Source organism: Streptomyces sp. NPDC003011 (genome assembly GCF_053591515.1).
This window is the reverse complement of record NZ_JBSFTY010000035.1, coordinates 29,066-48,601: the sequence shown is the minus strand read 5'-3', so window position 1 is coordinate 48,601 and position 19,536 is coordinate 29,066. Positions and strand designations below refer to the sequence as shown.

Genomic DNA, 19,536 nt, shown 5'->3' with positions numbered 1-19,536 from the left:
AGCGTCTCCCCGTCTGTGACAGCGGTCGGCTGACCCCATGCGTGCCGATCGCGTCTACGCGTACGGCGCCGCCGCCGGGCTCCTCGGTGACCTGCTCCTCGGTGATCCTCACCGCGGGCATCCGGTCGCCGTGTTCGGGCGGGCCGCGGGCGCCGTGGAACGGGTGCTGTGGCGGGACCACCGGGGGTGGGGCGCGCTGCACGCCGTGGTGTGCGCCGGTGGCGCCGTCGCGCTCGGGGCCGCCGCCGCCCGTGCCGTACGTCCCTCCCCCGCCGCTTCCCTCGCGCTGACCGGCGCCGTCACCTGGGCCGTCGTCGGGGGGACGTCGCTGGCCAGGGAGGCGCGGAGCATCGGGCGGGCGCTGGAGGCGGGGGACGTCGAGGCCGCGCGGGCCCGGCTGCCGCACCTGTGCGGGCGGGATCCGCAGTCCCTGGACGCCGACGGGATCGCGCGGGCGGTCGTGGAGTCTGTCGCCGAGAACACCTCCGACGCCGTGGTGGGGGCGCTCGTGTGGGGGGCCGTGGCCGGTGTGCCGGGGCTGGCCGGGTTCCGGGCCGTCAACACCCTCGACGCCATGGTCGGGCACAAGTCGCCCCGGTACCGGCGGTACGGGTGGGCCTGCGCACGGCTCGACGACGTCGCCGGGTGGCCCGGAGCGCGGCTGACCGCCGTCCTCGCGGCGCTGGCCGGCCCGGATCCGCGCGGTGCCGTGCGCGCCTGGCGGGCGGACGCGGCGAACCATCCGAGCCCCAACGCCGGGCCCGTGGAGGCCTCGTTCGCGGGGGCGCTCGGCGTGCGGCTGGGCGGGACGCTGTCGTACGGCGGCCGGGTCGAGCACCGGCCGGTGCTGAACGCGCGGGGGCGGGCCGTGGTGACCGAGGACGTCGAACGGGCCGTACGGCTCTCGCGCCGCGTGGGCCTGCTCGCGCTCGGGCTCACGGTCGCCGCACGCCGCGTGGTGAAGGGGCGTGCCTCGTGAACGGTGGTCTCCTGGTCGCCGGTACCACCTCCGACGCCGGCAAGAGTGTCGTCACCGCCGGGATCTGCCGGTGGCTGGTGCGCCAAGGGGTCAAGGTCGCGCCCTTCAAGGCGCAGAACATGTCCCTCAACTCGTTCGTCACCCGGGAGGGCGCCGAGATCGGGCGGGCGCAGGCCATGCAGGCGCAGGCCTGCCGGGTCGAGCCGACCGCGCTGATGAATCCCGTGCTGCTCAAGCCGGGCGGCGAGCAGAGCAGCCAGGTGGTGCTCATGGGCAAGCCCGTGGGCGAGATGAGTGCGCGCGGCTATCACGGCGGGCGCCAGCAGCGGCTCCTCGGGACCGTGCTGGAGTGTCTGGCCGCGTTGCGGGGCACGTATGACGCGGTGATCTGTGAGGGGGCCGGCAGTCCCGCCGAGATCAATCTGCGGCGGACGGACATCGTCAACATGGGGATCGCGCGCAACGCGCGGCTGCCGGTGCTGGTGGTGGGCGACATCGACCGTGGCGGGGTCTTCGCCTCCTTCTTCGGCACCGTGGCCCTGCTGTCCCCCGAAGACCAGGAACTCGTCGCCGGGTTCCTCGTCAACAAGTTCCGCGGGGACGTCTCGCTGCTGGAACCCGGGCTGGACATGCTGCACGGGCTCACCGGGCGGCACACCTACGGCGTCCTGCCCTTCCGGCACGGGCTCGGGATCGACGAGGAGGACGGGCTGCGGGTCTCCCTGCGCGGGACGGTCCGGGAGTCGAACGTCGCGCCGCCCGTCGGCGAGGACGTGCTGCGGGTCGCCGTCTGCGCGGTCCCGCTGATGTCCAACTTCACGGACGTGGACGCGCTGGCCGCCGAGCCGGGCGTCGTCGTGCGGTTCGTGGACCGGCCGGAGGAACTGGCCGACGCCGACCTCGTGGTGATCCCGGGGACCCGCGGGACCGTCCGGGCGCTGGAGTGGCTGCGGGAGCGGGGACTCGCAAAGGCGCTGCGGCGCAGGGCCGCCGAGGGGCGGCCGATCCTCGGGCTCTGCGGCGGTTTCCAGGTGCTCGGCGAGCACATCGAGGACGACGTCGAGAGCCGGCGCGGACACGTCGGCGGACTCGGCGTCCTGCCCGTCCGGGTCCGGTTCGCCCGCGAGAAGACCCTCACCCGGCCGGTCGGCGAGGCCCTCGGCGAACACGTCGAGGGGTACGAGATCCACCACGGGATCGCCGAGGTGACGGGCGGGGAGCCCTTCCTGGACGGCTGCCGGGTCGGGCAGACCTGGGGCACGCACTGGCACGGCTCGCTGGAGTCGGACGGTTTCCGGCGGGCGTTCCTGCGCGAGGTGGCGGCCGCCGCGGGCCGCCGTTTCGTGCCGGCCGCCGACACCTCGTTCGCCGCGCTGCGCGAGGAGCAGCTCGACCGGCTCGGCGACCTGATCGAACAGCACGCGGACACCGACGCGCTGTGGCGGCTCATCGAGTCCGGCGCGCCGCAAGGACTGCCTTTCATCCCACCGGGAGCGCCCGCATGAGCACAGTGTTGTTGTTGTCCACCGCCGACACGGACCTGCTGGCGGCCCGGGCCGCTTCCGGCGCCTCGTACCGGATCGGCAACCCGACCCGCGTCGACGTCACGGAGGAACTTCCGGGGCTGGTCGACGGCGCGGACATCGCCGTCGTACGGCTGCTCGGCGGCAAGCGGGCCTGGGAGGACGGGCTCGCCGCGCTGCGGGCCTCGGGCATCCCCACCGTCCTCCTCGGCGGGGAGACCGTGCCCGACGCGGAGCTGATGGCCGAGTCGTCGGTGCCCGCCGGCGTCGTGGCGGAGGCGCTCAGGTACCTCGTCGAGGGCGGCCCCGCCAACCTCACCGAGCTGGCGCGCTTCCTGTCCGACACCGTGCTGCTGACCGGTGAGGGGTTCGACGAGCCGCACAAGATGCCCGAGTACGGCGTCCACGGGGACCGCGCGCTCCAGGACGGCCGTCCGACCGTGGGCGTGCTCTTCTACCGCGCCCACCACCTCAGCGGCAACACCGCCTTCGTGGACACGCTGTGCGACGCGATCGAGGCGCGGGGCGCCAACGCCCTGCCCGTCTACTGCGGTTCGCTGCGCGGTGCCGACCCTGGGCTGTACGAGATCCTCGGCGAGGCCGACACCCTCATCGCCACCGTCCTCGCCTCCGGCGGCACACACGCCTCGCAGGCCTCGGCCGGCGGCGACGAGGAGGCCTGGGACATCGGGGCCCTCGCCGATCTCGACGTCCCCGTGCTCCAGGGCCTGTGCCTGACGTCCTCCAGGAAGGCCTGGGAGGAGTCCGACGCCGCCCTGTCCCCCATGGACGCGGCGATGCAGGTGGCGATCCCGGAGTTCGACGGGCGGCTGATCACCGTGCCGTTCTCCTTCAAGGAGCAGGGCCCGGACGAGGTCCCGGTGTACGTCGCCGACCCTGAGCGGGCCGCGCGGGTCGCCGGGATCGCCGTGCGGCACGCCCGGTTGCGGCACAAGCCGAACGCCGGCAAGAGGCTCGCGCTCGTCTTCACCGCCTACCCGACCAAGCACTCGCGCGTCGGCAACGCGGTCGGGCTGGACACGCCCGTCTCGGCGGTGCGGGTGCTGGACGCGCTGCGGGACGCCGGGTACGCCGTCGAGGGGCACCCCGACGACGGGGACGAGCTGATCCACCGGCTGATCAACGCCGGTGGCCACGACGTCGAATGGCTCACCGAGGAGCAGCTCGCCGCGGCGCCCGCGCGGGTGCCGCTCGCCGACTACCGGGCCTGGTTCGACCGCCTCGACGCGGGCCTGAGGGACGCCATGCTGGAGGCGTGGGGCGAGCCGCCGGGCAGCCTGTACGTGGACGGCGACGACATCGTGCTGGCCTCCCTCCAGTTCGGGAACGTCGTCGTCATGATCCAGCCGCCGCGCGGCTTCGGCGAGAACCCGATCGCGATCTACCACGACCCCGACATGCCGCCGTCGCACCACTACATGGCGGCGTACCGGTGGCTGGAGACCGCGACATCAGAGGGCGGCTTCGGGGCCGACGCGATCGTGCACATGGGCAAGCACGGCACGATGGAGTGGCTGCCGGGCAAGGGACTGGGCCTGTCCAGGGCCTGCGCGCCGGACGCCGTCCTCGGTGAACTCCCGCTCGTCTACCCCTTCATCGTCAACGACCCCGGCGAGGGCACCCAGGCCAAGCGGCGCGGGCACGCCACCGTGGTCGACCACCTGGTGCCGCCGATGGCCCGCGCCGACACCTACGGCGACCTGGCCAAGCTGGAGCAGCTGCTCGACGAGTACGCGCTCGTCTCCGACCTGGACCCGACGAAGGCACCGGCGGTGCGGGCGCAGATCTGGACGCTGGTGAAGGCGGCCGAGCTCCACCACGACCTGCACGTCGACGACCAGCCGGACGACGAGGCGTTCGACGAGTTCGTCATGCACATCGACGGCTACCTGTGCGAGATCAAGGACGTCCAGATCCGGGACGGCCTGCACATCCTCGGCGGCGGACCGGTCGGCGAGCCCCGGGTGAACCTCGTGCTGGCGGTGCTGCGCGCCTCCCAGGTGTGGGGCGGGCAGGCGAACGCCCTGCCGGGGCTGCGGGCCTCGATCGCCGCGCACTTCGGTTTGGCGGAGAAGGAGTTGCTCGCCGAGCCGGGGGCGCCGGTGAAGGTGCCGGCGGAGCTGACGGACCTCGTGCAGGGGCCCGCGCGGTCCGCCGCCGACGCGATCGACCTGCTGGAGCAGCTGTGCCGGCGGGTCGCGGAGGGGATGGAGGCCCGGGACTGGGCGGTTGCCGAGGCGGCCCCGCTGGTCCGGGAGGTCCTGGGCACCGACCTCCCCGAGGCGGTGGCCGTGGTGGAGTTCGCCTGTACCGAGGTCGTGCCGCGTCTGGAGAGGACCACCGACGAGATCGGGCACATCCTCAAGGCTCTGGACGGCGGTTACGTCCCGGCCGGCCCGTCCGGTTCGCCGACGCGCGGGCTGGTCAACGTGCTGCCGACCGGCCGCAACTTCTACTCCGTCGACCCCAAGGCCATTCCGTCCCGGCTGAGCTGGGAGGTCGGGCAGGCGCTCGCCGACTCGCTGGTGCAGCGGTACCTCCAGGACACCGGCGGCTACCCGGAGTCCGTCGGCCTGACGGTCTGGGGCACGTCCGCGATGCGCACCCAGGGCGACGACATCGCCGAGATCCTGGCGCTGCTGGGCTGCCGCCCGGTGTGGGACGACGCCTCCCGCCGGGTGACCGGCTTCGAGATCGTGCCCTGGGCCGAACTCGGGCGGCCCCGGATCGACGTCACGGTCCGCATCTCCGGCTTCTTCCGGGACGCGTTCCCGCACGTCGTCGCGTTGATCGACGACGCGGTGCGGGCGGTGGCCGAGCTGGACGAGCCCGCCGGCCAGAACTACGTGCGCGCGCACGCCGACGCGGACACCGCCGAGCACGGTGACCGGCGGCGCGCGACCGCCCGGATCTTCGGCTCCAAGCCGGGCGCGTACGGCGCCGGGCTGCTGCCGCTGATCGACGCCCGCAACTGGCGCTCCGACGCCGACCTCGCCGAGGTGTACGCGGTGTGGGGCGGCTACGCCTACGGACGCGGGCTCGACGGGCGGGCCGCGCGCGGCGACATGGAGACGGCGTTCAAGCGGATCGCGGTGGCCGCCAAGAACGTCGACACCCGCGAGCACGACCTCGTCGACGCCGACGACTACTTCCAGTACCACGGCGGCATGGTCGCCATGGTCCGCCACCTGACGGGCGCGAGCCCCGAGGCGTACGTCGGCGACTCGGCCACCCCCGACCAGGTCAAGACCCGCACGCTCGGCGAGGAGACCCACCGGGTCTTCCGCGCCCGGGTGGTCAACCCGCGCTGGATGGCGGCGATGCGCCGGCACGGCTACAAGGGCGCCTTCGAGATGGCGGCGACCGTCGACTACCTCTTCGGGTACGACGCCACGGCCGGGGTCGTGGACGACTGGATGTACGAGAAGCTCAGCGCCGAGTACGTCTTCGACCAGGAGAACCGGGACTTCATGAAGAAGTCCAACCCCTGGGCGCTGCGCGGCATCACGGAACGGCTCCTGGAGGCCGCCGAGCGCGGGCTGTGGGCCGAGCCGGACGCGGACACCCTGGAACGGCTGCGGGCCACCTACCTGGAGCTGGAAGGCGACTTGGAGGGCGACGACAAGTGAGTACCCCGTTCCCGTTCACGGCCGTGGTCGGCCAGGACGACCTGCGGCTCGCGCTGCTGCTGAACGCCGTCTCCCCGGCGGTCGGCGGTGTGCTGGTGCGCGGCGAGAAGGGCACCGCCAAGTCGACGGCGGTACGGGCCCTTTCGGTGCTGCTGCCGGAGGTCCCCGTCGTCCCCGGCTGCCGTTTCTCGTGCGATCCCGCCGCGCCGGACCCGGCGTGCCCGGACGGCCCGCACGAGCCGGGGCCGGGGGTCGAACGGCCCGCGCGGATGGTCGAGTTGCCGGTCGGCGCCTCCGAGGACCGGCTGGTGGGCGCCCTGGACATCGAGCGGGCGCTCGCCGAGGGCGTGAAGGCCTTCGAGCCCGGCCTGCTGGCCGACGCGCACCGCGGGATCCTCTACGTCGACGAGGTCAACCTGCTCCACGACCACCTGGTCGACCTGCTGCTGGACGCGGCGGCGATGGGCGCGTCGTACGTGGAACGCGAAGGTGTCTCCGTACGGCATGCCGCGAAGTTCCTGCTCGTCGGGACCATGAACCCCGAAGAGGGCGAGCTGCGGCCGCAGTTGCTGGACCGGTTCGGGCTGACCGTCGAGGTCGCGGCCTCGCGGGAGCCCGACCAGCGGGTGGAGGTGGTGAGGCGGCGGCTCGCCCACGACGACGACCCGGCCGGCTTCGCCGCGCGGTGGGCCGACGAGGAGGCCGCCGTACGGGCGCGGATCGTGGCGGCGCGGGAGCTGCTGCCGTCGGTGCGGCTGGGCGACGGGGCGCTGCGGCAGATCGCGGCGACCTGTGCCGCGTTCGAGGTGGACGGCATGCGGGCCGACATCGTGATGGCGCGGACGGCGGTCGCGCTGGCCGCGTGGGCCGGGCGGACCGACGTGCTCGCCGAGGACGTCCGGCAGGCCGCGCTGCTCGCGCTGCCGCACCGCAGGCGCCGCAACCCCTTCGACGCGCCGGGTCTGGACGAGGACAAGCTCGACGAGACGCTGGAGCAGTTCGGGGAGCCGCAGGACGACGATCCCGGTCCCGACGGGGGCGGCGGGGGCGGCGGACAGCCGCCGCAGGACGGGTCCGACGGGCCGCAGGGCGGTGACACGGGCGGTGACACCGGTGCGCGGCCGGAGGCCGGGGAGGACGGGGAGCCGCAGCCGTCCGGCACGGGTTCGGGCGAGCAGCAGCCCGTGCGGGCCGCCGAGCCCTTCCGTACGAAGGTGCTGAGCGTGCCCGGCCTCGGCGAAGGCGCCGCGGGGCGGCGGTCCCGGGCGCGGACCGAGCACGGGCGGACCACCGGGGCGCGCCGGCCCCGGGGAGCGCTGACCAAGCTGCACCTGGCGGCGACCGTGCAGGCGGCGGCGCCGCACCAGCGGGCGCGCGGGCGGTCGGGGCGCGGGCTGGTGGTGCGCCGGGACGATCTGCGGCAGGCGACCCGGGAGGGGCGTGAGGGCAACCTCGTGCTGTTCGTGGTCGACGCCTCGGGCTCCATGGCGGCCCGGCAGCGGATGAGCGCCGTGAAGGGTGCCGTGCTGTCGCTGCTGCTGGACGCCTATCAGCGGCGGGACAAGGTGGGTCTGGTGACCTTCCGGGGATCCGCCGCGGAGGTGGCGTTGCCGCCGACCTCTTCGGTGGACGCGGCGGCGGTGCGGCTGGAGTCGCTGCCCACCGGCGGGCGGACGCCGCTCGCGGCGGGCCTGCTGCGGGCGCACGAGGTGCTGCGGGTGGAGCGGCTGCGGGATCCGGCGCGGCGGGCGCTCGTCGTGGTCGTGACCGACGGGCGGGCCACGGGCGGTCCGGAACCGGTCGCCCTCGCCGGGCGCGCGGCACGGCTGTTCGCGGCCGACGGGGTCGCCTCGGTGGTCGTCGACTGCGAGGCGGGGCCCGTACGGCTGGGTCTGGCCGGGCAGCTCGCGGGTGAGCTGGGCGGTACGGCGGTGACGCTGGACGAGCTGCGGGCGGACTCGATCGCCGGGCTGGTCAGGGACGTGCAGGGCAACTCCGGGAGGGCCGCGTAATGCCGCAGGGACAGCCGAGTGTGGTGCCGGACGACGGACTGACGACCCGTCAGCGGCGGAACCGGCCGCTGGTCGTCGTGCACACGGGCGTGGGCAAGGGCAAGTCGACCGCCGCGTTCGGGCTGGCGCTGCGGGCCTGGAACCAGGGGTGGCCCATCGGGGTGTTCCAGTTCGTCAAGTCGGCGAAGTGGAAGGTCGGCGAGGAGAACGCGCTGCGGGTGCTGGGGGCCAGCGGTGAAGGCGGGTCCGTCGCCTGGCACAAGATGGGCGAGGGGTGGTCCTGGGTCCAGCGGGATTCCCAGATGGACAACGAGGACAAGGCCCGGGAGGGCTGGGAGCAGGTCAAGCGGGACCTGGCGGCCGAGACCTACAAGCTGTACGTGCTCGACGAGTTCGCCTACCCCATGCACTGGGGCTGGATCGACACCGACGAGGTCGTCTCCGTGCTGCGGGACCGGCCCGGGACCCAGCATGTCGTGATCACCGGACGCAACGCGCCGGAGAAGCTGGTGGAGTTCGCGGACCTCGTCACCGACATGTCCAAGGTCAAGCATCCGATGGACGCCGGCCAGAAGGGGCAGAGGGGCATCGAGTGGTGACGTCCTCCGTCCCCCGGCTGGTCATCGCCGCGCCCTCGTCGGGCAGCGGCAAGACCACGGTGGCCACGGGGCTGATGGCCGCGTTCGCCGCGCGGGGGCTCGCCGTGTCCCCGCACAAGGTCGGACCGGACTACATCGATCCCGGGTACCACGCGCTCGCCACCGGGCGGGTGGGGCGCAACCTCGACGCGTACCTGTGCGGGCCGGAACTGATCGGGCCGCTGTTCCTGCACGGGGCGCGCGGGTGCGACATCGCCGTCGTCGAAGGTGTGATGGGGATGTACGACGGGGCCGCCGGGGAGGGGGAGCTGGCGTCCACCGCGCAGGTGGCGAAGCTGCTCGGGGCGCCGGTGGTGCTGGTCGTCGACGCGTCGTCGCAGTCGCGGTCGGTGGCGGCGCTGGTGCACGGGTTCGCCTCGTGGGATCCGGGGGTGCGGATCGGGGGCGTGATCCTGAACAAGGTCGGGTCGGACCGGCACGAGTCGTTGTTGAGGGAGGCTCTGGACTCGGCCGGGGTGCCGGTGCTGGGGGTGCTGCGGCGGGCGCCGCAGGTGGAGACACCGTCGCGGCATCTGGGGCTGGTGCCGGTCGCCGAGCGGCGGGCCTTGGCGGTGGAGGCGGTCGCGGCGATGGCGGAGCAGGTGCGGGCGGGGTGCGACCTGGACGCGCTGGCCGCGCTGGCGGGGAGTGCGGGTGCGTTGGCGTGTGCGGCGTGGGACGCGGCTGAGGTTCTGGCTTCCTCGCCCCCTGCGCCCCTTCCCGTCCCGTCCCTGAGGGCTGCGCCCCCAGACCCCCGCTTTCGGCCCGAAGGGCCTCGTCCTCACACGCCGGACGGGCTGAAAGTGGCCGTCGCCGGTGGAGCGGCGTTCACGTTCTCCTACGCCGAGCACGCCGAGCTGCTCGCCTCCGCCGGTGCCGAGGTCGTCGTCTTCGATCCCCTGCGGGACGAGCGGCTGCCCGACGGCACCGACGGGCTGGTCATCGGGGGCGGGTTCCCCGAGGTGTACGCCTGCGAGCTGTCGGCCAACGAGCCGCTGCGCAAGGCCATCGGTGAACTCGCCCGGGGCGGTGCCCCCGTGGCCGCCGAATGCGCCGGGCTGCTGTATCTGTGCCGTGAGCTCGACGGGCTGCCCATGTGCGGGGTGCTCGACGCCACCGCGCGGATGGCGGAGCGGCTCACCCTCGGATACCGGGACGCCGTGGCCGTCAGTGACAGCGTGCTCGTCGAGGCCGGGACGCGGATGCGGGGGCACGAGTTCCACCGCACCGTGGTGGAGCCCGGGTCGGGAGAGGTCGCCGCCTGGGGCGTGCGCACCCCTCGGCGGCGGCTCGAAGGTTTCGTACAGCGGGGTGTGCACGCCAGTTATCTGCACACGCACTGGGCGTCCGAGCCCGGTGTCGCCCGTCGGTTCGTGGAGAGGTGCCGGACGTCATGAGCAGCAGGCTGATCGGAGTCGGGGTCGGTCCCGGTGACCCGGAGCTGGTGACCGTCAAGGGCGTCAACGCCCTGCGCGCCGCCGACGTGGTCGTCGTCCCCGTCATGGACACGGGCGAGCGGGGGCGGGCCGAGGCGACCGTCCTGCACTACGTGCCCGAGGAGAAGGTCCTGCGGGTCGTGTTCGCGCTCAACGAGCGCAGCGACCGGGGGCGGCGGGAGGCCGCGTGGGACGCGGCCGGCGAGCGGGTGGTCCGGTTGCTGGCGGCGCACGGCTGCGTCGCCTTCGCGACCATCGGCGACCCCAACGTCTACTCCACCTTCACCTACCTCGCGCAGACCATCGCCGAGCTGGTGCCGGGGACGGTCGTGGAGACGGTGCCCGGGATCACCGCGATGCAGGACCTCGCGGCGCGGTCGGGAGCGGTGCTGACGGAGGGCACCGAACCGCTGACGCTGGTGCCCGTGACCGCCGGGGCCGCCGTGCTCAAGGACGCGCTGAACGGGCCCGGGACGGTGGTCGCGTACAAGTTCGGGCGGCAGGCGCGGGAGGTCGCCGAGGCGCTGCGGGAGACCGGGCGGCTCGACGACGCCGTGTGGGGGTCGGCGCTGGGGCTGGAGTCCGAGTCCATCCGGCCGGCCGCCGACCTCGACGGCGCTCCCCTGCCCTACCTGTCGACGCTCATCGCGCCCCCGCGGCGCGACGGGGGGCGGGGCGGCAAGCTGTGAGCCCTTCCAGAGCCACGTCATTCGGCGACGCCCACCACCAGCCAGATGAACACCACCCCGGCGACCGTGCACAGCAGGGTCGGGCGGGCGGGGTGCTCGTGGTGGGCCTCGGGCAGGATCTCGGCGGCCGCGAGGTACAGGAGCGCGCCGCCGAAGAGGCCGAGATAGCCGCCGAGCAGCCCCTGAGGGATCGTGACGAGGAGCGTGGACGCCGCGCCCGCCACAGGGGCCACGGCGTCCGCGAACAGCATCGCGAGCGCCCGGCGGCGGGCGTTCCCGTACAGGCTGGTGATCGTGTACGTGTTGAAGCCGTCCGCGAAGTCGTGGGCGACGACGGCCAGGGCGACCGCCGCGCCCATGCCGCCGCCGATCTGGAAGGCCGCGCCGATCGCCACGCCGTCCATGGCGCTGTGGGCGACCATCGCGGCGGCCGCCGTCAGGCCCACCTCGGGGGTCCGGCCGTCGCGCAGTCCCCGGCCCGGGTGCTCCGGGGACGCGGCCGTGTACACCGCCCGGGCGCCGTGCGCGGCCTGCCGGGCGGCCAGCAGACGTTCCACCAGATGGGCCAGCAGAAAGCCGGCCACGAACAGCAGCAGCGCGGCCGGGACGCCGAGGACCTCCGTGCCCGCCGCCTCCAGTGCCTCCGGCAGCAGGTCGAGGCCGACCACGCCCAGCATCAGGCCGCCGGCCAGGCCCAGCACGAGATGGCGGCGGTCGGTCACGCGCAGCGCCGTCCAGCCGCCGGCCAGCGTCATGAGGAACGCGCCGAGCGCGACGAGGACAGCCATGTGCTCTTGCTATCCGATCACCGCCCCGTCCCGCACCTCCGGCGCCGGCGCCGGCCGGACGCGTAAGACCTTGAACAGACCGTGAAGAGAGGACCGTTTCCCATGGCCGATGCCCCCACCGGCAAGGTGACCTTCGTCGGTGCCGGCCCCGGCGCCGCCGACCTGCTGACGTTCCGTGCCGCGCGCGCCATCGCCGAGGCGGACGTCGTGATCTGGGCGGCCAGCCTGGTCCAGGCGGAGGTCCTGGAGCACGCCCGCGAGGGCGCGGAGATCCTCGACTCGGCGACGATGTCGCTGGAGGACGTGGTGGCCGTGTACGAGCGGGCCCGGGCCGAGGGCCTGCGGGTGGCCCGCATCCACTCCGGCGACCCCGCGCTGTGGGGCGGCACCCAGGAGCAGCTCGACCGGTGCGCCCGGATCGGCATCGACACCGAGGTGGTGCCCGGGGTCTCCGCCTTCTCCGCCGTGGCGGCGCTGGCGCGGCGCGAGCTGACCATCCCCGAGGTCGCGCAGTCGGTCGTGCTGACCCGCCTCGGCGGCGGCAAGACGCCGATGCCGCCCGGGGAGGAGGTGCGGGAGTTCGCCAAGCACGGCACCACCATGGCGATCTTCCTGTCGGCCGCCCGCAGCGGGCAGCTCGTGCGGGAGCTGCTGGAGGGCGGCTATCCGACGAACACGCCCGTCGTCGTCGCCTATCAGGCGACCTGGCCGGAGGAACTGGTCGTGAAGTGCACGATCGGCACCCTGGAGGAGACGGTCAAGGAGCACAAGCTCTGGAAGCACACCCTGTTCCTGGTCGGTCCGGCGCTCGACGCCGAGGGCACCCGCTCGCACCTGTACCACCCCGGTCACTTCCACGGGTACCGCAAGGCCGACCCGGAGGCCAGGAGGGCGTTGCGCTCCCGGGGTGCGAGCACGTGATCACGGTGGTCGGCACCGGGACGGGAGCGCCGCCGTCCCCGGACGTCCTCGCCGGGGCGGAGCTGGTCGTGGGCGGACGCCGGCACCTGGACGCGGTACGGCTGCCGGAGACGGCCGAGCGGATCGTGCTGGGGCCGCTGGCGCCCGCGCTGGACGCCATGGAGGACTACGTCGGTACGGGCCGCCGGGTCGTCGTGCTCGCCTCGGGCGACCCCGGGTTCTTCGGGATCGTGCGGGCGCTGGCCGAGCGGTTCGGTGCCGGGCGGCTCGATGTCCGGGCCGGTGTCTCCTCCGTCGCCGCCGCCTTCGCGCGGGCCGGGCTGCCGTGGGACGACGCGGTGGTGGTGAGCGCGCACGGGCGTGAGCTGCGGACGGCGGTCAACGTGTGCCGGGCCCGGCCGAAGGTCGCCGTGCTGACCGGGCCGGGGTCCGGACCGGCCGAACTGGGCGCCGCGCTCGCCTCGGACGCCCGGGTCCTGGTGGTCGCCTCCGCGCTGGGCTCGGCGGACGAACGGGTGGAGCGGGTGACTCCGGCCGAGGCCGCGGGCCGGGACTGGGGGCCGGCGGTGAGCGTGGTGCTGTGCCTGGACGAGGCGCGGGCGCTCGGTGGCGTGCGGACGGTGGCCGGGGCGCCGCCCGGTCCGGCCGGCTGGGCCCTGGACGAGGGGGCCTTCGCCCACCGCGACTCGATGATCACCAAGTTCGAGGTCCGGGCGCTGGCGCTGGCCCGGCTCGGGCCCCGCCTCGGCGACCTGGTCTGGGACGTCGGCGCGGGCTCGGGTTCGGTGGCCGTGGAGTGCGCGCGGCTCGGCGCGGCCGTGACGGCCGTCGAGAAGAGCCCCGACGGGGTGGAGCGGATCCGGGCGAACGCCGCCGCGCACGGAGTGGACGTGCGGGTGGTGCACGGGACGGCGCCGGACGCGCTGGCCGGCCTGGACGAGCCCGACGCGGTGTTCGTCGGCGGCGGGGGGCGCGAACTGCCCGCCGTCGTCACGGCGTGCGCGCGGCGGGCCCGGCGCACCGTCGTGGTCGCGATGGCCGCGCTCGACCGGGTGCCCGCCGCGCGCGCGGCCCTCACCGGCGCCGGGTTCGACTGCGACGGCGTCCTGCTCCAGTCGTCCCGGCTCGCGCCGCTGCCGGGAGACGTGACCCGGCTCGCGGCGACCAATCCCGTTTTCCTGCTGTGGGGCGTACGGCCCCCGGCACATGCTGAAGGAGTTGCCCAGTGATCGGCCTCATCTCCGCCACCTCGGCGGGCGCGGCTGCGCGGGACCGGCTGGCCGCCGCGTGGCCGGACCGGGTGCGCGTGTACGAGGGTCCCGTGGGGGACGCCGTACGGGCCGCGTTCGCGCAGTGCGAGCAGCTCGTGTGTTTCCTCGCCACCGGCGCGGTCGTACGGCTGGTCGCGCCGCTGCTCGGTGACAAGGCGTCGGACCCGGGTGTGGTGTGCGTCGACGAGGGCGGGCGGTTCGCCGTGTCCCTGGTGGGCGGGCACGGCGGGGGTGCCAACGACCTCGCCGTCGCGGTCGCGGAGGTCCTCGGCGCGCGGCCCGTGGTGACGACGGCGACCGACGCGGCCGGGCTGCCGGGGCTGGACACGCTCGGGTTCCCGGTGGAGGGGGATGTCGCCGGGGTCTCGCGGGCCCTGCTCGACGGTGAGCCGGTGGCCCTGAAGGCGGAGGTGGCCTGGCCCCTGCCCCCGCTGCGGGTGGCCGGCGCCGGGACGTACGCGATCCGCGTCACGGACCGTCTCGTCGAGGCGGCCGCGCACGAGGTGGTGCTCCGCCCGCCGTCCCTCGTGGTCGGCGTCGGCGCCTCCCGGGGCGCCCCGGCCGAGGAGGTGCTGGAGCTGATCGGCGGCGCGCTGCGCGAGGCCGGCCTCTCCCCCGCGTCCGTCGCCGAACTCGCCACCGTCGACGCCAAGGCGGACGAACCGGGGATCGTGCAGGCCGCGCGGCACCTCGGGGTGCCGCTGGTCACCCACTCCGCCGAGGAGCTGGCGGCCGTCGACGTGCCCCACCCCTCCGACGCGCCGCTCGCCGCCGTCGGCACCCCCTCCGTCGCCGAGGCCGCCGCGCTGCTGCGCGGGGGCCGCGGGGGTGAACTCCTCGTCCCCAAGCGGAAGTCGCAGCGGGCGGACGGGCGGCCCGCGATGGCGACCTGTGCCGTCGTCCGGCGTCCCGCGCGCGGGCGGCTCGCGGTGGTCGGGCTCGGACCGGGCGCCCGGGACCTGGTCACCCCGCGGGCGAAGGAGGAGCTGCGGCGCGCGTCCGTGCTCGTCGGGCTCGACCAGTACGTCGACCAGATCCGTGACCTGCTGCGGCCCGGCACCCGGATCCTGGAGTCGGGGCTCGGCGCCGAGGAGGAGCGGGCCCGCACGGCCGTCGAGGAGGCCCGCAAGGGGCAGGCCGTCGCCCTGATCGGCAGCGGGGACGCCGGCGTGTACGCCATGGCCTCCCCCGCGCTCGCCGAGGCCTCCGACGACATCGACGTGATCGGTGTGCCCGGGGTCACCGCCGCCCTCGCGGCCGCCGCGATCCTCGGCGCGCCGCTGGGCCACGACCACGTGTCGATCAGCCTGTCCGACCTGCACACGCCGTGGGAGGTCATCGAGCGGCGGGTACGGGCGGCGGCCGAGGCGGACATCGTCGTGACGTTCTACAACCCGCGCAGCCGGGGCCGGGACTGGCAGCTGCCGAAGGCCCTCGCGATCCTCGCCGGGCACCGGGAGCCGACGACGCCGGTCGGTGTCGTACGGAACGCGTCCCGGCCGGACGAGTCCCGTCGCCTCACGACGCTGGCCGCCCTCGACCCGGCGACGGTCGACATGATGACGGTCGTGACCGTCGGCAACACGGCGACCCGCGAGATCGCGGGACGCATGGTGACGCCGCGCGGCTACCGCTGGCAGGAGAGCCGGCCGGAGAAGCAGGAGGAGGCCCGGTGAACCGCGTGGTGCATCCCATCGAGCAGGAGTCCTTCCGGCGGCTGCGCGCCCGCCTGGACACCTCGCACTTCCCGCCGCTGACCCGCGCGGTCGTGGAGCGGGTCATCCACTCCGCGGCCGACCTGGAGTACGCCGACGACCTCGTCCTCGACGAGGGCGAGCTGGTGGCGGCGCACGCCGCGCTGCACGCCGGGGCGCCCGTCGTCGTCGACGTGGAGATGGTCGCGGCGGGCATCACCCGGCGCGAGACCGTGTGCCGGCTGCGGGACGCCCGGTCCGGCCCGGACCTGACGCGTTCGGCGCACGCGGTCCGGCTGGCCTACGAACAGGTCGGGCCCGGCGCCCTGTGGGTGATCGGCTGTGCGCCGACCGCCCTGGAGGAGCTGCTGACCCTGGACGCCTCCCCCGCGCTCGTCATCGGCCTGCCCGTCGGCTTCGTCGGCGCGGCCGAGTCGAAGGCCGCGCTCCGCGCGAGCGGGCTGCCCGCCGTGAGCAACGTGTCCGAGAAGGGCGGCTCGGCGGTCGCCGCAGCCGCCCTCAACGCCCTGCTGTACCACCCCACTTCGCTTTCCGAGGAGAAACAGTGACCACCCCGCCGCCCGCCCTGCTCATCGCCGGCCATGGGACCCGGGACGATGCCGGAGCCGAGGCGTTCCGCGACTTCGTACGGGAGCTCGGCGCCCGCCACCCCGGCCTGCCCGTCGCGGGCGGCTTCATCGAACTGTCCCCGCCGCCGCTGGGCGACGCCGTCGCCGAGCTGGTGGAGCGGGGGGTACGCCGCTTCGCCGCCGTCCCGCTGATGCTGGTGTCCGCCGGTCACGCCAAGGGCGACATCCCGGCCGCGCTGTCCCGCGAGAAGGAGCGGCACCCCGGGATCTCGTACACCTACGGCCGTCCGCTGGGTCCGCACCCGGCGCTGCTGAGCGTGCTGGAGCGGCGGCTGGACGAGGCGCTCGGGGAGTCGGTGCGCACGCCCGAGGACCGGGCCGACGTGACCGTGCTGCTGGTCGGGCGCGGCTCCACGGACCCCGACGCGAACGCCGAGGTGCTCAAGGCGGCGCGGCTGCTGTGGGAGGGACGCGGGTACGCGGGCGTGGAGACGGCGTTCGTGTCGCTGGCCGCGCCGGACGTGCCGAGCGGCCTGGACCGGTGTGTGCGGCTCGGGGCCCGCCGGATCGTGGTCCTGCCCTACTTCCTGTTCACCGGGATCCTGCCGGACCGGGTGCGGCACCAGACGGAGGGCTGGGCCGCGGCGCACCCGGACGTCGAGGTGCGGTCGGCGGACGTGATCGGTCCGGAGCCGGAGCTGCTGGACCTGGTGATGGAGCGGTACGAGGAGGCCGTCAAGGGCGACCTGCGGATGAACTGCGACTCGTGCGTGTACCGGATCGCGCTGCCCGGGTTCGAGGACAAGGTCGGCCTGCCGCAGCAGCCGCACTTCCACCCGGACGACGACGGCCACCACCACGGGCACCACCACGGGGGACACGCACACTCCCATGCGCACTGAGGGACACGGCACGGACGGGCACGGCACGGCGGGGCACGACCTGCGGCACCACGGTGACGCCGAGGTGCGCGACGACGGCTCGGCACTGGTCGACCTCGCCGTGAACGTGCGGGCGGACACGCCGCCCGGGTGGCTGCGCGAGCGGATCGCCGCGTCGCTGACCGGGCTGGCCGCCTATCCCGACGGGCGGGCCGCGCGGGCGGCGGTGGCCCAGCGGCACGGGCTCCCGGCGGAACGGGTCCTGCTGACGGCGGGGGCCGCGGAGGCGTTCGTGCTGCTCGCGCGCGCCCTGAAGGTCCGCCGGCCGGTCGTGGTGCACCCGCAGTTCACGGAGCCGGAGGCGGCGCTGCGGGACGCCGGTCACACGGTGGACCGGGTGCTGCTGCGGGCCGAGGACGGTTTCCGGCTGGATCCGGCGGCCGTCCCCGAGGACGCGGACCTGGTCGTGATCGGCAACCCGACGAACCCCACGTCGGTCCTGCATCCGGCGGCCGTGATCGCCCGGCTGGCGCGTCCGGGGAGGACGGTGGTGGTGGACGAGGCGTTCATGGACGCGGTGCCCGGCGAGCGGGAGGCGCTGGCCGGGCGCACGGACGTCCCCGGGCTCGTGGTCCTGCGCAGCCTGACCAAGACGTGGGGGCTGGCCGGGCTGCGGATCGGTTACGTGCTGGGCGCCCCGGAGACCGTCGCGGACCTGGAGCGGGCCCAGCCCCTGTGGCCGGTGTCCACCCCCGCCCTCGTGGCGGCCCAGGCGTGCGTCTCGCCGCGGGCGCTGGCCGAGGCCGCCCACGCGGCCCGCCGCATCGCCGCCGACCGGGCCCATCTCGTCGCGGGCCTTGAGAAGTTCGCCGCCGACGGACTGCGGGTGGCCGGGCCCGCCGAGGGGCCGTTCGTCCTGGTACGGCTGCCTAGGGCCGCCGCCGTCCGCCGGCACCTGCGCGACCTCGGGTTCGCGGTCCGGCGCGGGGACACGTTCCCCGGGCTGGGCGAGGAGTGGCTGCGGCTGGCGGTACGGGACCGGGCGGTCGTCAACTCCTTCCTCCAGGCTCTGGACCGAGCGGTGACACTGGCGCGTCGCTGAGCCGGGGCACCCGCTCCGGGGTGCCGTCCGGGAAGCGGTCGTGGTGGTGCCGTCCGCGTCGGTGGCGCGGACCTGCGCGGCCGTGCCCCCGGCCTCGCCCGGCGTCGCTTCGGCCGTACAGGCCAGCCGCCTGCGCGGACCGGGGCGAGACGGGGGAGGGCGCTGCTCTTCCCCGGGGACGGCGCGTGCCTCAGCCGACGACCCGTCCGTTCAGCACGATCCTCCGGGGCGCCGACAGGACCCGTACGTCGGCCCTCGGGTCCGTGTCGTACACCACCAGGTCGGCGGGGGCGCCCTCGTCCAGACCCGGGCGGCCGAGCCACTCCCGGGCCGCCCAGGACGTGGCCGCGAGGGCCTTGAGCGGGGGAATGCCGGCGGTGACCAGCTCCGCCACCTCGGCGGCCACCAGGCCGTGGGGCAGGGTGCCGCCGGCGTCGGTGCCGACGTACACCGGGATGCCGGCGTCGTAGGCGGCGCGGACGGTGTCGTAACGGCGCTCGTGCAGCCGGCGCATGTGGGCCGACCAGCGGGGGAACTTCGCCTCGCCGCCGTCGGCGAGCCGGGGGAAGGTGGCGATGTTGACGAGGGTCGGGACGATCGCGACGCGGTGCGAGGCGAACAGCGGGATCAGCTCCTCGGTCAGTCCCGTCGCGTGCTCGACGCAGTCGATGCCCGCCTCGACGAGGTCCCGCAGGGAGCTCTCGGCGAAGCAGTGGGCGGTGACGCGGGCGCCGAGGCGGTGCGCCTCGGCGATGGCGGCCTCGGCCGCGTCCCGCGGCCAGCTGGGCGCCAGGTCGCCGAGGTCGCGGTCGATCCAGTCGCCGACCAGCTTCACCCAGCCGTCGCCGCGCCGGGCCTCCCGGGCGACGTACGCGACCAGGTCGCCGGGCTCGATCTCGTGGGCGTAGCCGCGGATGTAGCGGCGGGTGCGGGCGATGTGCCGGCCCGCGCGGATGATCTCGGGGAGGTCCGCGCGGTCGTCGGTCCACCGGGTGTCGGAGGGCGATCCCGCGTCGCGGATCAGCAGGGTGCCCGCCTCGCGGTCGGTCAGCGCCTGCTTCTCCGCCGTGTCCCGGTCGACCGGGCCGTGCGGTCCGAGGCCCACATGGCAGTGGGCGTCGACGAGGCCGGGCAGCGCCCAGCCCTCGACGGTGCGCACGTCACGGGCGCCGCCGGGACGGTCGTAGGAGATCCGGCCGCCGACGACCCACAGCTCGTCGCGGACGTCGTCGGGCCCCGCCAGGACCCGTCCCTTCACGTGCAGCACGGCGCGTTCACTCATGCATCGCACCTTAGCCAGCGGCCCGGACCGCCTGGTCCGGGGCCGCCCGCGTCGCCGGGTGCCGTCATGCCCCGCACGAC

15 protein-coding genes are annotated in these 19,536 nt (G+C 74.9%); 13 read left to right on the top strand and 2 right to left on the bottom strand.

Annotated features, from left to right (window positions below; translation table 11 throughout):
* The first annotated feature begins 37 nt into the window (after positions 1 to 37).
* From ACWD0J_RS19370 to cobI, 7 genes are read left to right on the top strand one after another with little or no spacing between them, the layout of a single operon-like run.
* Positions 38 to 979 (top strand): cobalamin biosynthesis protein, encoded by a 942-nt coding sequence (locus ACWD0J_RS19370; protein WP_451497030.1) that lies wholly within the window; start codon positions 38 to 40, stop codon positions 977 to 979.
* Positions 976 to 2,484: a cobyric acid synthase gene (locus ACWD0J_RS19365; protein ID WP_451497029.1), complete on the top strand. Its 1,509-nt coding sequence runs from the start codon at positions 976 to 978 to the stop codon at positions 2,482 to 2,484. Before ACWD0J_RS19370 ends, ACWD0J_RS19365 begins: the two co-directional genes overlap by 4 nt.
* Positions 2,481 to 6,152, top strand: coding sequence for a cobaltochelatase subunit CobN (gene cobN / locus ACWD0J_RS19360; RefSeq protein WP_451497028.1), 3,672 nt, complete (start codon positions 2,481 to 2,483; stop codon positions 6,150 to 6,152). Before ACWD0J_RS19365 ends, cobN begins: the two co-directional genes overlap by 4 nt.
* Entirely contained in the window at positions 6,149 to 8,164 is a 2,016-nt protein-coding gene (locus tag ACWD0J_RS19355) for a putative cobaltochelatase (protein ID WP_451497027.1), read from the top strand. Before cobN ends, ACWD0J_RS19355 begins: the two co-directional genes overlap by 4 nt.
* Positions 8,164 to 8,763 carry a cob(I)yrinic acid a,c-diamide adenosyltransferase gene (cobO, locus tag ACWD0J_RS19350; RefSeq protein WP_451497026.1) on the top strand — a complete coding sequence of 200 codons (600 nt, stop codon included), beginning with the start codon at positions 8,164 to 8,166 and terminating at the stop codon, positions 8,761 to 8,763. The genes ACWD0J_RS19355 and cobO overlap by 1 nt, the downstream gene beginning before the upstream one ends.
* A complete protein-coding gene (locus tag ACWD0J_RS19345; RefSeq protein WP_451497025.1) occupies positions 8,760 to 10,199 on the top strand; it encodes a cobyrinate a,c-diamide synthase in 1,440 nt (479 codons plus the stop codon). The genes cobO and ACWD0J_RS19345 overlap by 4 nt, the downstream gene beginning before the upstream one ends.
* Positions 10,196 to 10,927: a precorrin-2 C(20)-methyltransferase gene (gene cobI, locus ACWD0J_RS19340; protein ID WP_451497024.1), complete on the top strand. Its 732-nt coding sequence runs from the start codon at positions 10,196 to 10,198 to the stop codon at positions 10,925 to 10,927. The genes ACWD0J_RS19345 and cobI overlap by 4 nt, the downstream gene beginning before the upstream one ends.
* A 17-nt stretch (positions 10,928 to 10,944) precedes the next feature.
* On the opposite strand, the gene ACWD0J_RS19335 is transcribed toward cobI, so the two are convergent.
* Entirely contained in the window at positions 10,945 to 11,715 is a 771-nt protein-coding gene (locus ACWD0J_RS19335) for a ZIP family metal transporter (protein WP_451497023.1), read from the bottom strand.
* Positions 11,716 to 11,817: 102 nt separating this feature from the next.
* Here ACWD0J_RS19335 and cobM point away from each other — a divergent pair, with 102 nt between their 5' ends.
* The 6 genes from cobM to cobC are packed head-to-tail and all read left to right on the top strand — an operon-like array spanning position 11,818 to position 18,174.
* Positions 11,818 to 12,636, top strand: coding sequence for a precorrin-4 C(11)-methyltransferase (gene cobM, locus ACWD0J_RS19330; RefSeq protein ID WP_451497022.1), 819 nt, complete (start codon positions 11,818 to 11,820; stop codon positions 12,634 to 12,636).
* A complete protein-coding gene (gene cbiE / locus ACWD0J_RS19325) occupies positions 12,633 to 13,865 on the top strand; it encodes a precorrin-6y C5,15-methyltransferase (decarboxylating) subunit CbiE (protein WP_451497021.1) in 1,233 nt (410 codons plus the stop codon). Before cobM ends, cbiE begins: the two co-directional genes overlap by 4 nt.
* Entirely contained in the window at positions 13,862 to 15,583 is a 1,722-nt protein-coding gene (gene cobJ, locus ACWD0J_RS19320; RefSeq protein WP_451497020.1) for a precorrin-3B C(17)-methyltransferase, read from the top strand. Before cbiE ends, cobJ begins: the two co-directional genes overlap by 4 nt.
* Positions 15,580 to 16,170: a precorrin-8X methylmutase gene (locus ACWD0J_RS19315; RefSeq protein WP_451497019.1), complete on the top strand. Its 591-nt coding sequence runs from the start codon at positions 15,580 to 15,582 to the stop codon at positions 16,168 to 16,170. The genes cobJ and ACWD0J_RS19315 overlap by 4 nt, the downstream gene beginning before the upstream one ends.
* Entirely contained in the window at positions 16,167 to 17,093 is a 927-nt protein-coding gene (locus tag ACWD0J_RS19310) for a sirohydrochlorin chelatase (RefSeq protein ID WP_451497018.1), read from the top strand. Before ACWD0J_RS19315 ends, ACWD0J_RS19310 begins: the two co-directional genes overlap by 4 nt.
* Positions 17,083 to 18,174, top strand: a complete 1,092-nt coding sequence (gene cobC / locus ACWD0J_RS19305) for an Rv2231c family pyridoxal phosphate-dependent protein CobC (protein ID WP_451497017.1) — start codon at positions 17,083 to 17,085, stop codon at positions 18,172 to 18,174. Before ACWD0J_RS19310 ends, cobC begins: the two co-directional genes overlap by 11 nt.
* A 190-nt stretch (positions 18,175 to 18,364) precedes the next feature.
* Here cobC and ACWD0J_RS19300 read toward each other — a convergent pair whose 3' ends face one another.
* Positions 18,365 to 19,456, bottom strand: coding sequence for an amidohydrolase family protein (locus ACWD0J_RS19300; RefSeq protein WP_451497016.1), 1,092 nt, complete (start codon positions 19,454 to 19,456; stop codon positions 18,365 to 18,367).
* Positions 19,457 to 19,536: the final 80 nt, after the last annotated feature.

Coding starts and splice junctions, on each gene's coding strand:
- ACWD0J_RS19370 (WP_451497030.1), top strand. CDS start 38: ATGCGTGCCGATCGCGTCTACGCGTACGGCGCCGCCGCCGGGCTCCTC.
- cobN (WP_451497028.1), top strand. CDS start 2,481: ATGAGCACAGTGTTGTTGTTGTCCACCGCCGACACGGACCTGCTGGCG.
- cobO (WP_451497026.1), top strand. CDS start 8,164: ATGCCGCAGGGACAGCCGAGTGTGGTGCCGGACGACGGACTGACGACC.
- cobI (WP_451497024.1), top strand. CDS start 10,196: ATGAGCAGCAGGCTGATCGGAGTCGGGGTCGGTCCCGGTGACCCGGAG.
- ACWD0J_RS19335 (WP_451497023.1), bottom strand. CDS start 11,715: ATGGCTGTCCTCGTCGCGCTCGGCGCGTTCCTCATGACGCTGGCCGGC.
- cobM (WP_451497022.1), top strand. CDS start 11,818: ATGGCCGATGCCCCCACCGGCAAGGTGACCTTCGTCGGTGCCGGCCCC.
- cobC (WP_451497017.1), top strand. CDS start 17,083: ATGCGCACTGAGGGACACGGCACGGACGGGCACGGCACGGCGGGGCAC.
- ACWD0J_RS19300 (WP_451497016.1), bottom strand. CDS start 19,456: ATGAGTGAACGCGCCGTGCTGCACGTGAAGGGACGGGTCCTGGCGGGG.